This window comes from Nonomuraea sp. NPDC050540, from assembly GCF_044457485.1.
Classification (GTDB): domain Bacteria; phylum Actinomycetota; class Actinomycetes; order Streptosporangiales; family Streptosporangiaceae; genus Nonomuraea.
In genome coordinates this window covers 282,518-296,332 of the sequence record NZ_JBITHA010000011.1, presented here as the reverse complement: position 1 = coordinate 296,332, position 13,815 = coordinate 282,518, and the positions used below count along the sequence as shown (strand labels likewise).

12 protein-coding genes are annotated in these 13,815 nt (G+C 70.8%); 8 read left to right on the top strand and 4 right to left on the bottom strand.

The window, feature by feature from the left end; genetic code table 11:
- The first annotated feature begins 9 nt into the window (after positions 1-9).
- Entirely contained in the window at positions 10-1,434 is a 1,425-nt protein-coding gene (locus ACIBI5_RS33930) for a S10 family peptidase (protein WP_397252791.1), read from the top strand.
- Here ACIBI5_RS33930 and ACIBI5_RS33925 read toward each other — a convergent pair.
- From ACIBI5_RS33925 to ACIBI5_RS33915, 3 genes are read right to left on the bottom strand one after another with little or no spacing between them, the layout of a single operon-like run.
- Positions 1,423-2,193: an SDR family NAD(P)-dependent oxidoreductase gene (locus ACIBI5_RS33925; RefSeq protein WP_397252790.1), complete on the bottom strand. Its 771-nt coding sequence runs from the start codon at positions 2,191-2,193 to the stop codon at positions 1,423-1,425. The two genes, ACIBI5_RS33930 and ACIBI5_RS33925, sit on opposite strands and share 12 nt — an antisense overlap.
- A complete protein-coding gene (locus ACIBI5_RS33920; RefSeq protein WP_397252789.1) occupies positions 2,190-3,152 on the bottom strand; it encodes a DUF4432 family protein in 963 nt (320 codons plus the stop codon). The genes ACIBI5_RS33925 and ACIBI5_RS33920 overlap by 4 nt, the downstream gene beginning before the upstream one ends.
- Positions 3,153-3,196: 44 nt before the next feature.
- On the bottom strand, positions 3,197-4,300 hold the full coding sequence (locus tag ACIBI5_RS33915; protein WP_397252788.1) for a DUF4185 domain-containing protein: 1,104 nt from the start codon (positions 4,298-4,300) through the stop codon (positions 3,197-3,199).
- 138 nt (positions 4,301-4,438) lie between these two features.
- Here ACIBI5_RS33915 and ACIBI5_RS33910 point away from each other — a divergent pair, with 138 nt between their 5' ends.
- From ACIBI5_RS33910 to ACIBI5_RS33890, 5 genes are all read left to right on the top strand, one after another.
- Complete coding sequence (locus ACIBI5_RS33910; RefSeq protein ID WP_397252787.1) at positions 4,439-6,049, top strand: ABC-F family ATP-binding cassette domain-containing protein; 1,611 nt, start codon at positions 4,439-4,441, stop codon at positions 6,047-6,049.
- A gap of 64 nt (positions 6,050-6,113) precedes the next feature.
- Positions 6,114-6,917 (top strand): hypothetical protein, encoded by an 804-nt coding sequence (locus tag ACIBI5_RS33905; protein WP_397252786.1) that lies wholly within the window; start codon positions 6,114-6,116, stop codon positions 6,915-6,917.
- A gap of 130 nt (positions 6,918-7,047) precedes the next feature.
- Complete coding sequence (locus ACIBI5_RS33900) at positions 7,048-8,496, top strand: hypothetical protein (protein WP_397252785.1); 1,449 nt, start codon at positions 7,048-7,050, stop codon at positions 8,494-8,496.
- 3 nt (positions 8,497-8,499) lie between these two features.
- Positions 8,500-9,153 carry a hypothetical protein gene (locus ACIBI5_RS33895; protein ID WP_397252784.1) on the top strand — a complete coding sequence of 218 codons (654 nt, stop codon included), beginning with the start codon at positions 8,500-8,502 and terminating at the stop codon, positions 9,151-9,153.
- Positions 9,154-9,237: 84 nt separating this feature from the next.
- Positions 9,238-10,362: an NlpC/P60 family protein gene (locus tag ACIBI5_RS33890; RefSeq protein ID WP_397252783.1), complete on the top strand. Its 1,125-nt coding sequence runs from the start codon at positions 9,238-9,240 to the stop codon at positions 10,360-10,362.
- A 6-nt stretch (positions 10,363-10,368) separates the two neighbouring features.
- On the opposite strand, the gene ACIBI5_RS33885 is transcribed toward ACIBI5_RS33890, so the two are convergent.
- Positions 10,369-10,860, bottom strand: coding sequence for an inorganic diphosphatase (locus ACIBI5_RS33885; protein WP_184971400.1), 492 nt, complete (start codon positions 10,858-10,860; stop codon positions 10,369-10,371).
- A 314-nt stretch (positions 10,861-11,174) separates the two neighbouring features.
- Here ACIBI5_RS33885 and dacB point away from each other — a divergent pair, with 314 nt between their 5' ends.
- Together dacB and ACIBI5_RS33875 are read left to right on the top strand one after the other, a co-directional pair.
- Positions 11,175-12,350, top strand: a complete 1,176-nt coding sequence (dacB, locus tag ACIBI5_RS33880; protein WP_397252782.1) for a D-alanyl-D-alanine carboxypeptidase/D-alanyl-D-alanine-endopeptidase — start codon at positions 11,175-11,177, stop codon at positions 12,348-12,350.
- A 46-nt stretch (positions 12,351-12,396) separates the two neighbouring features.
- A complete protein-coding gene (locus ACIBI5_RS33875) occupies positions 12,397-13,473 on the top strand; it encodes a zinc-dependent metalloprotease (RefSeq protein WP_397107029.1) in 1,077 nt (358 codons plus the stop codon).
- Positions 13,474-13,815 lie beyond the last annotated feature (342 nt).

The following is a 13,815-nucleotide window of genomic DNA, read 5'->3' as shown; positions in this document are numbered from 1 at the left end:
TCTCATCCCATGACGAACACCACTCCCGCTGACAACCTGGTCACCACCTTGCACACCCTCGCCTCCGGCCAGCCGTACACGGCCAGGACCGGGACCATGGTGCTGCGGGAGGAGACGTTCACCGACGGCGCCTTCGACGGTCACCAGGCCAAGGCGGAGATGTTCGTCACCGCCTACACGCTCGACGGCGCCGACCCCCTGACGCGCCCCGTCACCTTCGCCTTCAACGGCGGGCCCGGGTCGTCGAGCGTGTGGCTGCATCTCGGGGTCCTCGGCCCGCGCCGCGTGGTCATGGGCGACGCCGGGGCGTTGCTGCCTCCGCCGTACGGGCTGGCCGACAACGCCGAGACGCTGCTCAACGACAGCGACCTGGTGTTCATCGACCCGGTCTCCACCGGTTTCTCCCGGGCCGCCGAGGGTCACAAGCCGGACGCCTACCACGGCTTCACCGGCGACGTGGAGTCGGTGGGGGAGATCATCCGGCTCTGGACCACCCGCAACGGGCGCTGGATGTCGCCCAAGTTCCTGGCCGGGGAGTCCTACGGCACGCTCAGGGCCGCCGCGCTCGCCGACCACCTGCAGACCCGCTACGGCATGTACCTCAACGGGCTCATGCTGATCTCCTCGGTGCTCGACTTCATCACCGGTGAGTTCAACCCGGGCAACGACCTGGCCTACGCCCTCTACCTGCCCACGTACGCGGCCATCGCGCACTACCACGGCCTGCACGGCGAGCGCACGCTGGCCGAGGTGCTGCGCGAGGCCGAGGAGTACGCCGCCCGCGACTACCCGTGGGCCCTGGCCCGCGGCAACCGCCTCACCACCGAGGAACGCGCCGCCGCGGTCGCCAAGGTCGCCGCGCTCACCGGCCTCGGCGCGGACTACGTCGACCGGGTCGACCTGCGCCTGGAGCACATCCGCTTCTTCACCGAGCTGCTGCGCTCACGCCGCCGGATCGTCGGCCGCCTCGACGGCCGCTTCACCGGCTGGGACGAGGACGGCGGCCGCGAGCACTTCGACCGCGACCCGAGCATGAGCGCGATCGTGGGTCCCTACAGCGCCGCGCTCAACCACTACCTGCGCGCCGACCTCGGATACACCAGCGACCTGCCCTACGAGATCCTCACCGGGCGGGTACAGCCCTGGTCGTACAAGGAGTTCGAGGGCGCCCACGTCCACGCCGCCGACAAGCTGGCGGCGGCCATGCGCGACAACCACCACCTGCGCGTCCACGTGGCCTGCGGCTATCACGACGGCGCCACGCCGTACTTCGCCGCCGAGCACACCTTCGCCCAGCTGCGCATCCCGCGCGAGCTGAGCGGCAACGTCGAGTTCAGCTACTACGAGGCCGGCCACATGATGTACGTCCACGAGCCGAGCCGCCTGCGCCAGTCGGCCGACCTGGCCGCCTTCGTCGCGGGCTCACTCCGGTAGCGCCACCGGGACGCCCGACAGCAGGCCGCCGTCCACGCGGTGCTCGGAGCCGGTGATGAACGAGGCCCGCTCACTGGCGAGGAACGCGACCAGCTCGGCCACCTCCGCCGGCTGGGCCACCCGGCCCAGCGGGTGGGAGCGGCCCCACTCGGCCACCATCTCCTCCCGCGTGCGCTCGCCGCGCCACAGGTCCGCGGCCCAGCGCAGCATGGGCGTGTCCACCGAGCCGGGGCAGACGACGTTGGCCCTGATGCCGTCGGCGGCGTGGTCGAGCGCCATGGACCTGGTCAGGCCGAGCAGGGCCGCCTTGCTGGTGGAGTAGGCCGCCACCCGCGTCTGCGAGGCGAACGACTGGACGGAGGCGACCACGACGATCGCCCCGCCGCCCCGGGCGCGCAGATGCGGGACCGCGGCCTGGCAGGCCAGGTAGACGCCCTTGACGTTGACGTCCATGACCTCGTCCCAGGTCTCCTGCGGGGTGTCCTCGACGGTGCCGTAGCGCTGCACGCCGGCGCAGGTCACCACGATGTCAAGGCCGCCGTACCGCGACACCGCCAGCTCGGCCAGCTCGCGCATCCGCCCGGCGTCGCGCACGTCGGCCGCCACCCCGGTCACCCGCTCGCCCTCGACCGGCACGCCCTCGCCGAGGCCGCAGAAGACCACCGAGGCCCCGCCGGCGACCAGCCGGTCGACGACCGCCCGCCCGATCCCCGTGGAGCCGCCCGTCACCAGAGCGACCTTGCCCTCAACGTCATTCATGCCAGTACCTCCGCGCGCCATCTCAGCACCTTGCTCTCGTACGGCCCCAGCGCCATCGCCGTGCCGTTGCCCACGGCCGCCGCCAGCCCGTCGGTCGGCATGCCCGCGAACGGTTCGAGCCCGAGCACGTAGGCCCGGCCCCACCAGGGATAGTCCACCGAAGCGCCGAACTCCTGCCACATCCACAGATACGGCAGCACCTCGGCATCCCATTCCACCCGCATGCCGATCTCTCCCGAAATCTCATACCAGCCTTCGGGAAAGCCGGTCAGGTACAGCACGTCGCTCGGCGAGCCGGGCGCCTGCACCACGGCGAGGTCGGTCGTGCCGCCGCGGCCGTCGGGCACCAGCGGCCAGTCCCAGGGCCCGCCCGGCGCCACCCTGCGGCCCGCCGGATTGATGGCCGTGTCGTGCGGGACCACCTTCACGCCGCCGGGCAGCCTGATCCGGTGGCCGGGCTTGAGGAACGGCGCGCCGTACACGATGTGCTGGCCCCACATGGCGTGCAGGGGCAGGCCGCTGTCGTTGCTCGCGCGGCCCTCGACCTCCAGCGCCGGCGATCCGGCCGCGAGCGTGAGCGTCCTCTCCAGCCGGTACGGCAGGCGCCGGGTGCGCACGCTGAGCCGTACCGAGACGAGCTCGGGCGTGTCGGCCACGACCGCGCACTCCCACGGCAGCCCCGACACCTCGCCGTGCTGGGCCAGGCGGGCGCCCCGGTAGAGGCTGGGCGCGCCGCCGCTGGGGAAGATCTCCTGCCAGCCGCCCTCGTAGTGGTCGATGAACTGGGCCACGTCGTCGGCGGCGCCCTGAAGGTGCGCGGCAGGGGCGCGCAGGCCCTGCGGGGAGAGCCAGACGAAGTCGGTGTCGGTCGGCTTGTGCAGAAACTCGAGGACGTCGCCGCCCTTGCCCGGCAGGACGGTGACGCGGAGAAGCTCGTTCTCCAGCGTCACCGCGTCCATGCCGTCAAGGGCGAAGCGACGAAGACGGGCGGCCCAGTTACGCGTCAACCGAACCTCACGTCGATGAACCTCGGGCGGTAGATCGACACGTCGCGATAGTGGTCGGTGTTGACGAAGCTGTTGACGTTGTAGGAGACCACGAGGCCGTCACCGGCCACGCCGGGGTGGGCGTGGGCGTTGTAGGTGAAGATGTTCCCGTTGGTCTCGGGGGTCGTGTAGAGGACCTGCTTGCCGGTGAACGGACCGGTCGGCGAGCAGGAGGAATAGGCCACGATCTTGGCGCTGAGCGCCTCGGTCGTGTCGTGGGTGATCAGGACGTAGCCGTCGCCGACCTTGGTCACGCTGTACTCGTTGGCCACGCCTGCCATCATGCGCGCCGAGTCCTTCTCGGACGGCGACCAGGTGCCGGAGGCGGTCCGGAACTCCCAGCGGCCCAGCAGGCTCTCGCCGCGGACCCTGGCCAGGTGCATGTACTTGGTCGCGCCCTTGTCCTCGACGCCGTAGACGTAGGTGTGGCGGCCGTCCTTGAGGATGCCGGAGGCCCAGGCCACGCCGTTGCCGGAGGGCAGGTCGTGGACGCTGATCGGGCGCTCCATGCGTCCCTGCGGGAAGCGGGCCACGACGTTGCGGTGCCACTTCCAGTCCCAGGCACCGTCACCGAAGCGCTCGTACTCCTGGTAGGTCACCTCGACCAGGCCACCGGCCAGCGTCACGTCGCCGGCCCAGTACCAGTGCTTCTTGTCGCGGGGCGGCATCACGGCGGCGGGCTTGCCGGGGCGGCCGCCGTAGATCGTGCGCAGCCGTCCTTCGCGCTCCAGCGCGAAGGTGTTGTTGAGGAACACGGTCGTGCCGCCCTCCTCGACCACCGGCGGCCGGGACCCGTCCGGGTTGACCTGGCCGAGGAAGGTGTCGGAGAAGACCCAGAGTTCTTTGCCGCTGGGCAGGCGGACCGAGTAGGTGCCGTCGGCACCCGTCCAGTCGTCGAGCCGGGAGTTGTCGTTGCCGTAGTTGCTGAACAGGCTGGTCAGCCGGGGGTTGATCGACGAGCCGCGGAATTCTGGCGCGCAGTTGGCCTCGGCGGCCATGGCCTGCTGAGGCAGGAGGAGCGCGAGTAGGAAGGGGACTAAGACCAGGCGCAGACGCTTCATCACACATCCAGGGGGGAGGAGGTGAGCCGACTACAGTTCTAGTCATCAGATGACTTATTGTCTACCCCCGAAAACCCGGATGACCCGGCCCGGCCCCGGCAGGTAGCCTGCGCGAGGAGATGGGGGAGGGATCGGAAGATGGGTCACGTCGAGGTCGGACACCTGACGTACGTGCTGCCGGATGGTCGGCCGCTGCTGAACGACGTGTCCTTCCGGATCCCCGACGGGGTCAAGGCGGCGCTCGTCGGGCCCAACGGGGCCGGGAAGACGACGCTGATGCGGCTGGTGGCAGGCGATCTGCAGCCGGTCGAGGGGAGCGTGGCCAGTTCCGGCGGGCTCGGCGTGATGCGCCAGTTCATTGGCAGCGTCCGTGACGGCTCCACCGTGCACGACCTGCTGCTCAGCGTCGCGCCTCCGCCGGTGCGGGAGGCGGCGGCCAAGCTGGAGCGGGCCGAGCTGGCCATGATGGAGCGCGAGGACGAGAAGACGCAGCTCCGCTACGCCCAGGCCATCACCGACTACACCGACGCCGGTGGCTACGACATCGAGGTGCTCTGGGACACGTGTACGGTGGCCGCGCTCGGCGTGCCGTACGACAACGTGAAATATCGGGATGTGGCCACCTTGTCGGGCGGCGAGCAGAAACGGCTCGTGCTGGAGGCGCTGCTGCGCGGCCCCGACCAGACGCTGCTGCTCGACGAGCCCGACAACTACCTCGACGTGCCGGGCAAGGAGTGGCTGGAGGCCCAGCTCAAGGAGACGTCGAAGACGGTCCTGCTGGTCAGCCACGACCGGCAGCTGCTGGCCAACGCCGCCGACCGGATCGTCACCGTGGAGTCCGGCAACATCTGGATCCACGGCGGGAGCTTCACCACCTACGCCGACGCCAGACGGGCGCGCAACGAACGCCTGGAAGAGCTGCGCCGCCGCTGGGACGAAGAGCACGCCAAGCTCAAAGCCCTGGTCAACATGCTCAAGAACAAGGCACGCTACAACGACGGCATGGCCCCGGCCTACCACGCCGCCCAGACGCGGCTGCGCAAGTTCGAGGAGGCGGGCCCGCCGGAGGAGACGCCCAGCGAGCAGAACATCCGCATGCGGCTCAAGGGCGGCCGCACCGGCAAGCGGGCGGTCATCTGCGAGGAGCTTGAGCTGACCGGCCTGATGAAGCCGTTCTCCACCGAGATCTGGTACGGCGAGCGCGTCGCCGTCCTGGGTTCCAACGGCTCCGGCAAGTCCCACTTCCTGCGCCTGATCTCCGGCGACGACGTGCGCCACACCGGCGTCGCCAGGCTCGGCGCGCGGGTGGTCCCGGGCCTGTTCGCCCAGACCCACGCCCGCCCCGACCTGCGCGGACGCACCTCGGTCGAGATCGTCATGACCGAGCACGCCAGGCTCAAGAACGAGGCCATGAAGATCCTGTCTCGCTACGAGCTGGCCGGGCTCATCGCCGACCAGCGCTTCGAGACGCTGTCCGGCGGCCAGCAGGCGCGGCTGCAGATCCTGCTGCTCGAACTGTCCGGCTCGACGCTGCTCCTGCTCGACGAGCCCACCGACAACCTCGACCTGGCCAGCGCCGAGGCGCTCCAGGTCGGCCTGGACGCCTTCGACGGAACCGTGCTGGCGGTCACCCACGACCGCTGGTTCGCCGCCGACTTCGACCGATACCTGGTCTTCGGCGCGGACGGCACCGTTTACGAGGCTCCTGAGCCGGTGTGGGATGAGACGCGGGTCGTGCGCCCACGTTAAAGAATGGGTACGCCATGCGCGTGTCTCACGCATGACGTACCCATGCACCGGCTATCACGGCAAAGTGATCCTGCGTAGCCGAACCGTCACTGTCCTCGCACTCGGCGCGATCTTCCTGACCGGGTGCTCAGAAGAAGCGCAGCCTGCCCAGCTCAAGCCGCTGGCGCTGAAGGAGCAGGTGTCCAACACCGTCAAGACCGCCTCCGGCTACGCCGTGAACTGGGCCGGAGTGCTCACCAACGCCAATCCCTGGCACTTCGGTGAGCACGTGGTGGCCACGGTGATCGGCCGTGACGCCTCCGGCGCCGAGGTCGTGCGCATGGACCAGCCGCTGGACGCGGTCCCGCCGGGCGGCTCGCTGTCGTTCGCCGGCCAGGCCAGCGCCTCGGAACGGCCGGCCAAGGTCACCATCGAGTACCGTCCCGCGCAGTGGCGCGCGGCGGCCAGGATCGCCTCGGCCTTCCGCGCCTTCCCGGTGTCGGGCGTGCAGACGCTCAAGCAGAAGGACGGCACCTACCTGGTCACCGGCTACGTGGACAACCCGTACGCGCTGCCCGCCAGCAGCCTGGTGGTCAACGCCCTGCTGCGCGACCCGGCGGGCAAGCTGGTCGGCGGCGGCTACGCGTTCGTGGACGACGTGAAGGCGGGCGCGCCGCCGCGCTTCATCCTCACGGTCGAGGGGCTGGCGCCGGGGGCGAAGGTGGCCAAGACCGAGGTGGTGGCGCGTACCTGGGGCTCGACCGGCCGGCCGTTCGAGGAGCTGGCGCTGGCGGGTGCGGTGCCGGTGCACACGGTCATGCCGACGACCGAGCCGTTCGCCGTGGACCGCGGGCGCACCGCGCTGCCCGGCGACGACCACAAGGAGTGAACCGCCGCGCCCAAGGGCGCGGCGCTTTCGCAACAATTCCTTTTTATTCGGACTTTTTATCGGCGGGCCATTCTGTCATTAGCGCTGAATCGGTAGAACTACTAGTTACCAATCCATTACCTTCAGCAACATGACTGACCGCGTCCTGGTCGAGGCTCTCCGCGCTGACGACCCGGGTGCTCTGGCTGCGCTCTACGACACGTATGCCGAGGGCATCTACCAATACTGCTGGTCCCTGCTCCAAAGCTCCGACAGCGCCCAGGTGGCGCTGCGCGACACGCTCATCGCCGCGGAGGCGCACATCGGCGCGCTGGCCGAGCCGGAGCGCCTGCGCCCCTGGCTCTACGCGCTGGCCCGCGGCGAATGCGCCCGCCGCCGCCTGGCGACGCCGCAAGCCGCGCGAACGCCGGCCGAGGCCCCGGAGCCGGACGACCCCGAGGACGCCGACCTGCGGGTCATGGCGTGGAACGCGGCGCAGGGCCTGCCGGCCGGCGACCGCGAACTGCTGGAGCTGAGCACCCGCCACGGCCTGCCCATCCACGACCTGGCCGCCGTCCTCGGCGCCGCGCCGCGCCAGGTCGAGACCGCCGAGGAGGAGGCCCGCGAGCGCCTGCGCGACGCGATCACCGCCGAGTTCCTGGCCAGGAAGGGCCCCTACGACTGTCCGCGCCGCGCCGACATCCTCGCCGGCTTCTCCGGCGAGCTCACCGCCGAGATGCGCAGGCAGCTCGTCCGGCACGTGGCCCACTGCGACCTCTGCGCCCCGCACCGCAACCGGCAGATCTCGGCCGCCAAGGTGTTCGAACTGCTCCCGGCGGCCAGGCTGCCGGCATCGCTGAGGGTCCGGGTGATGAGCTGCTTCATCGACCCCGAGCTCCTGCCGTACCGCCGCTACGTCGCCAGGCGCTCGGCCGCCCTGGACGCCGCCGGCTTTCCCGGCCCGGGGGAGAAGAAAGCTCGCAAGTGGCCTCAGGCGCTGGCTGGCGCGCTGGCGGCCGTAGCCACGGTGATCGCGATCGGCGTCGTCTTCCACCAGTTCGGAACCGAGACCGGCGGCCTGTCCGGCCTCGCCACCGGCGCCTTCCCCGCCACCGGTGAGCCGCCCGGCATCAGGCTGCCCTGGGCGCCCGACCCGCAGGACACCGCGATCCAGGTCGAACCGATCCCCGACAGCACCGCCACCCGCCCCGTCGGCGTCCTGGCCGCCACAGAACCGTCCGCGGTCACGCCGCCCGCCACCGACTCCACCACCGACCCCGCCACCGCACCGCCCACCCGCGCTCCCTCCTCGCCCGCACCGGCCACCACCGCGCCCGACTCCCCGCCGGCCGCCCCCGACCCGGGCGAGCCCGGTGACCCCGGCGGCGTACCCGGAGCCGGCCGGCCCACGAGGGACCCGCAGGGCCGCCCCACCCGCACGCCCTGCCCCACCACCCCCGCGCCGACCGCCACCCCCACGCACAAGCCCACCAAGACCCCCGCCCCGTCGGCGACGCCCACGCGGACACCCACCCAGACCCCCACGCCCACGCCGCCCGTGGAGACCCCCACCGCCGCCCCCGACCCGACGGCGAGCTGAGCGGTGGAGGCATTCGAGCTGCGCCACGACTCGCACCTCGGCTGCCGCGTCTGCCCGCTGACCGTCCGCGACGAACTCGCCGCGATGGTGCGCAGAAGCCACTGCGTCGCCTGGCCCACCTGGCTCGACCCGGGCCCCCGCATGCTGCGCGACCTGCTCGAACTGTGCCGGTTGCGGACCGCGCGGGGTCTGGCCGTCCTGTCCTGGCTCGCCGGTGGCGAGCCGCCCGCCGAGCTCGACTGGCTGTGGACCTCCCGCCGCCTCACCGGCACCCGCCAGGAGCGCATGTACGGCGCCGCCGCCACCGTGCCCGACCCTGTGCTGGGCCTCGTGCTGGCCAACTGGACCTGGGCCCTGGACACCACCCACGGCGGCCGGGTCACCGCCCCCTACCTCGCGGGAACCGCCTATCCCGGCGACGGCCACCTCGCCGCGGCCGCCACGATGACGCTCTTCCAGACCTACGACCGCCACCAGGAATCGCGCCCGGCCATCGCCGCCGCCTGGGCCGCCGCCCGGGTCAGCGCCGACTGGTGCAAAGCCGCCGAACTTCACGCTGCGTATGGAAGCCAGACACCTGTCTTCACCTATCCCCGTGGTGCGAAACCTCCCCCTATCGGCGTCCGTCCATGGATAGAACGCCTGTTTCGCCTGTGATGATTACGTTGCGTGTGATTCATGTGTGCGGTGAGTGACGAACGGGCACTGAGTGCATAGAGTGACCGAGAGCGAGGGGGATCTATGCACTCCGTCAGAGCCGGACTCCTGGTCGCCTGCCTGATCGCCACCCTTTGCCCGCCCGCCTACGCGGAACCGCGGCCGTCGGCCGACGACGTGGCCGAGGCGCGCGACGCCGTACGGGACAAGAACAAGGCGCTGGGGGCGGCGGCCGCGAAGCTCGCGGCCGCGCAGAGCAGGCTCGACGAACTCGACGCGGCCGCCGAACGGCTGGTCGAGGCCTACAACGGAGAACAGGTCAAGCTCGCGGCGGCCAAGGTCGCCGCGGCGGCGGCACGGACGCGGCTGCTGGACGCCGAGACGATGGCCGAGACGGCCAGGGCGGACGTGGCGGCGATCGCCGCGCAGGCCTACGGCGGGTTCGACCTCGCGCGGCCGATGCTGACCATGATCGCGGACGGCGGCGACGGCTTCCTGCACCGGGCCTCGGTGCTGGAGCAGATGGGCGGCGAGCGCACGCTCGTCCTCGACCGCATGCGGGCCGCCGAACGCGTGGCCGAGATCCTGCGCGAGCAGGCCGACGACGCCCAGACCGCGCAGCAGGACGCCATGGAGCGCGCCGAGGAGGCCAAGACCGCCGCCGAGACCGCCCTCGCCGAGCAGACGCGCGAGACCAGGACGCTGCTGGCCACCAAGAAGAAGCTGCAGGACCAGGTCGACTCCGCGCGCAGCCTCGCCGACCGGCTGGCCAGGGAACGCGCCGCCGCCTTCGAACGCACGAGCTTCGGCGCCGGGGCGATACCGGTGTCAGGGGCCGGGTCCACCAACGGGGACATCGCGGCCAACTGGGCGCTGACGCAGCTCGGCAAGCCGTACGTGTGGGCGGCCGACGGGCCCGGCAGCTACGACTGCTCAGGGCTGACCATGCGGGCGTGGGAGCGGGCCGGGGTCCGGATCGACCACTGGACGGGCACCCAGTGGACCTCGGGACCCCACGTGCCGCTACGCGAGCTGCGCCGGGGTGACCTGCTGTTCTTCGGCCGCATCACCAGTGATCCCGGCGACATCCACCACGTGGGCATGTACATCGGCCGCGGCCTCATGGTGCACGCCCCGCAGACGGGTGACGTCGTCAGGATCGCCTCCATGTGGCGCCGCGACCTCGTGGGCGCCACCCGCCCCAGATGAGGTCCGTCAGTGGTGGCCCTGGTCCTTGAGGCGCTGGAAGGAGCGCTTGATCTCGACCTCGGCCTCCAGGCGGCCGACCCAGTTGGCGCCCTCCACCGACTTGCCGGGCTCCAGGTCCTTGTAGACCTCGAAGAAGTGCTGGATCTCCAGCCGGTCGAACTCGGGCACGTGGTGGATGTCGCGGATGTGCTCCATCCTGGGGTCGGTGGCGGGGACGCACAGCACCTTGTCGTCGCCGCCCTTCTCGTCGGTCATGCGGAACATGCCGACCGCGCGGCAGGTGATGTAGCAGCCGGGGAACGTCGGCTCCTGCAGCAACACCAGCGCGTCAAGGGGATCGCCGTCCTCACCGAGGGTGTTCTCGATGAAGCCGTAGTCTGCGGGGTACTGCGTGGAGGTGAACAGGAGCCGGTCAAGCCGGATCTTCCCGGTCTCGTGGTCCACTTCGTACTTGTTCCGTTGCCCCTTGGGAATCTCAACGACAACGTCGAACTCCACCGCTGTTCCTCCGCTCAACCCCCCGGGCACCCCCGGCTGGGCGTTAATGTCTCGTAGGCGAACTTCAGGAGAGAGGGACAGGCGACGTGGTACGGCGCGAGCGTTGGGTGGCGGTGGTCACCCTCGTCCTGCTCCAGGCCACGACGATCGCCACCGGTGTCTACGCGGTGCGGAACGACTTCAGCCTGGCGGCCCTGACGAGGCAGGCCCCGCACCCAGCCGATCAGCCGACCGCGTCTCCTTCCGTCCCGGTGATCACCGCTGGACCAGTGCTGGCCTCGGGTGGAGACGGACCTCTCCCGACTAAGGGTACTTTGACGCAACAGCTCACCGATGCGCTGGGTGACAAAGCGCTGGGGAAACGCGTCGGAGCCGTCGTTCTGGACGCGGCGACCGGCCAGCGCGTCTTCGCCGCCAACGCCGACATCGGCATCGTCCCCGCCTCCACCACCAAAATCGTCACCTCGGCCGCCGCCCTGGCCTCGCTCGGCCCGGACACCCGCCTGTCCACCCGCGTCGTCCAGGGCAGGACACCCGGCTCGATCGTGCTCGTCGGCGGCGGCGACCCCATGCTGTCCGGCCCGGCGGCCAAGCCTGCCACCTACCCGAAACCGGCCTCCCTGGCCGTGCTCGCCGCCCGCACCGCGGCCAAGCTGAAGGAACAGGGCGTCAAGAAGGTCACGCTCGGCTACGACTCCTCCCTCTACACCGGCTCGCCCATCGGCCCCGGCTGGAAACCCAGCTACATCCCCGACGGCAACGTCGCGCCCGTCCACGCGCTGGCCATCGACGAAGGCCGGCAGAACCCGGCACGCTCCCAGCCCCGCGTCGCCAACCCGCCGCAGTTCGCCGCCGCCGCCTTCGCCAAGCTCCTTTCCAGGTACGGCATCGCCGTATCGAAGGGCATCGCCCCCGCCAAGGCCGGCCAGAGCGCGGCGGAACTCGGCAAGGTCGACTCCCCGCCCGTCTACGCGCTGGTCGAGCACGCGCTCACCTTCAGCGACAACGACCTGTCCGAGGCGCTGGCCAGGCAGATCGCGCTGAAGGAAGGGCAACCCGCCTCCTTCGAGGGCGGAGGCAAGGCGGTGCTGGCCGTACTCAAGAGACTGGGGGCCTCGCGCGGCATCCAGGTGTACGACGGCAGCGGCCTGTCCACCAAGAACCGCATCAGCGCCGACGGCCTGGCCAGGCTCGTGGCGCTGGCCGGCTCGCCCAAGCATCCCGAACTCCACGCGGTGGCCTCCGGCATGCCGATCGCCGGGTTCACCGGCACGCTGGGCAACGGGCGGCGCTTCTCCGGCTCCGACAGCAAGGGACAGGCCGGACTCGTCCGCGCCAAGACCGGCACGCTCAACAACGTCAACACGCTCGCCGGCCTCGCCACCACCAAGGACGGGCGGCTGGTCACCTTCGCCTTCATGGCCGACCAGGTTCCGCTGTCGGCCGAACCCGTCCTGGACCGGCTCGCCGCCATCGTCGCCCGATCCTGACGCGAGGCCGTCGCGGGTCGGCCTCCGACCACGTACGGTGGTAGGCATGCAGGTGATCGACTGGGATCTGGCCGTATCGACCGGCACGCGCCTGGTGCGCCCCGGGCCGCAGGTAAGCCGTGAGGAGGCCAGGCAGGCGGTCACAGAGCTACGCACTCTCTCCCGCGAGGCCGAGGGCCACGTGCGTGACTTCACCAAAATCCACACCGAGACGCCCCCGCAGCCGGCGACCATCGTCGACCGGCCCGGCTGGATCAGGGCCAACGTCGAAGGCTTCCGCGTCGTGCTGGAGCCGCTGACCGAGCGCATGGGCAACAGCGACAACCCGCCGCCCGCCATCGTGACGGCCGTCGGCTCGCGCATCACCGGGGTCGAAGTGGGCGCCGTGCTGGCGTTCCTGGCCTCGCGCGTCCTCGGCCAGTACGAACTGTTCCTCCCGCCGGACCCGACCGGCCAGGAGGCCGCGGGCCGCCTGACGCTCGTCGCGCCCAACATCGTGCACGCCGAGCGCGAGATGAACGTGCACCCGCGCGACTTCCGCCTCTGGGTCTGCCTGCACGAGGAGACGCACCGCGTGCAGTTCACGGGAGTGCCGTGGCTGCGCGAGTACGTGCGCTCGCAGATGACCGAGTTCCTGCTCGCGTCCGACCTCGACCTGCCGACGATCCTGGAACGGCTGCGCACCGCCGCCGACACGGTCGCCGACGTGGTACGCGGCGGAGACGGCAGCCTGATCGACGCCATCCAGTCACCGGCCCAGAAGGAGATCCTCGATCGCCTGACCGCGGTGATGACGCTGGTCGAGGGGCATGGCGACTACGTGATGGACGCGGTGGGGCCCTCCGTGGTCCCGTCGGTGGCCGACATCCGCGCCAAGTTCGCCTCGCGCAGGGAGAGCACGTCCAGGCTGGACAAGACGGTACGACGGCTGCTGGGCATCGAGCTCAAGATGAAGCAGTACGCGGAGGGCTCGGCCTTCGTCCGCCATGTGGTGGGGAAGGTGGAGATGGACGGCTTCAACAAGGTGTGGACATCACCGGAGACGTTGCCCACCATCGCCGAAATCGCCGACCCGGACGCCTGGATCGCCCGCGTAATCGGCCAACCGGCCCTGGACTCCTAAAAGGCAAGGCGCTTCGCGCGTTTGGCCAGTCGAGCTGAATCTCGACTCCTGGGTGTCCTCGCTGCGCTCGGGCTGCCTGCTTGGGCCCCACCCCTTGCCCGGCTAGGTGGTGGGCACGCTCCTGCCCACCCTGCCGGAGGCGTGGTGGGCCGGGTAAGCACGGCGCCCGGGGCGTCGGTGGGCCCCTACCTTGCTGCCCAGTTGGGTGGTGGGCATGCTCCTGCCCACCCTGCCGGAGGCGTGGTGGGCCGGGTAAGGGCACGATCAAGGGCGACAAGCTGGTCAAGGTCTCTGATGCCTTCGCCGCGCGCTTTCGGGGCTATTCCTGGATCAAGCCCGTCA

Excerpts from the sequence above, each read along its gene's own strand:
- ACIBI5_RS33930 (WP_397252791.1), top strand. The coding sequence starts at position 10 with ATGACGAACACCACTCCCGCTGACAACCTGGTCACCACCTTGCACACC.
- ACIBI5_RS33925 (WP_397252790.1), bottom strand. The coding sequence starts at position 2,193 with ATGAATGACGTTGAGGGCAAGGTCGCTCTGGTGACGGGCGGCTCCACG.
- ACIBI5_RS33920 (WP_397252789.1), bottom strand. The coding sequence starts at position 3,152 with ATGGACGCGGTGACGCTGGAGAACGAGCTTCTCCGCGTCACCGTCCTG.
- ACIBI5_RS33915 (WP_397252788.1), bottom strand. The coding sequence starts at position 4,300 with ATGAAGCGTCTGCGCCTGGTCTTAGTCCCCTTCCTACTCGCGCTCCTC.
- ACIBI5_RS33910 (WP_397252787.1), top strand. The coding sequence starts at position 4,439 with ATGGGTCACGTCGAGGTCGGACACCTGACGTACGTGCTGCCGGATGGT.
- ACIBI5_RS33900 (WP_397252785.1), top strand. The coding sequence starts at position 7,048 with ATGACTGACCGCGTCCTGGTCGAGGCTCTCCGCGCTGACGACCCGGGT.
- ACIBI5_RS33890 (WP_397252783.1), top strand. The coding sequence starts at position 9,238 with ATGCACTCCGTCAGAGCCGGACTCCTGGTCGCCTGCCTGATCGCCACC.
- ACIBI5_RS33875 (WP_397107029.1), top strand. The coding sequence starts at position 12,397 with ATGCAGGTGATCGACTGGGATCTGGCCGTATCGACCGGCACGCGCCTG.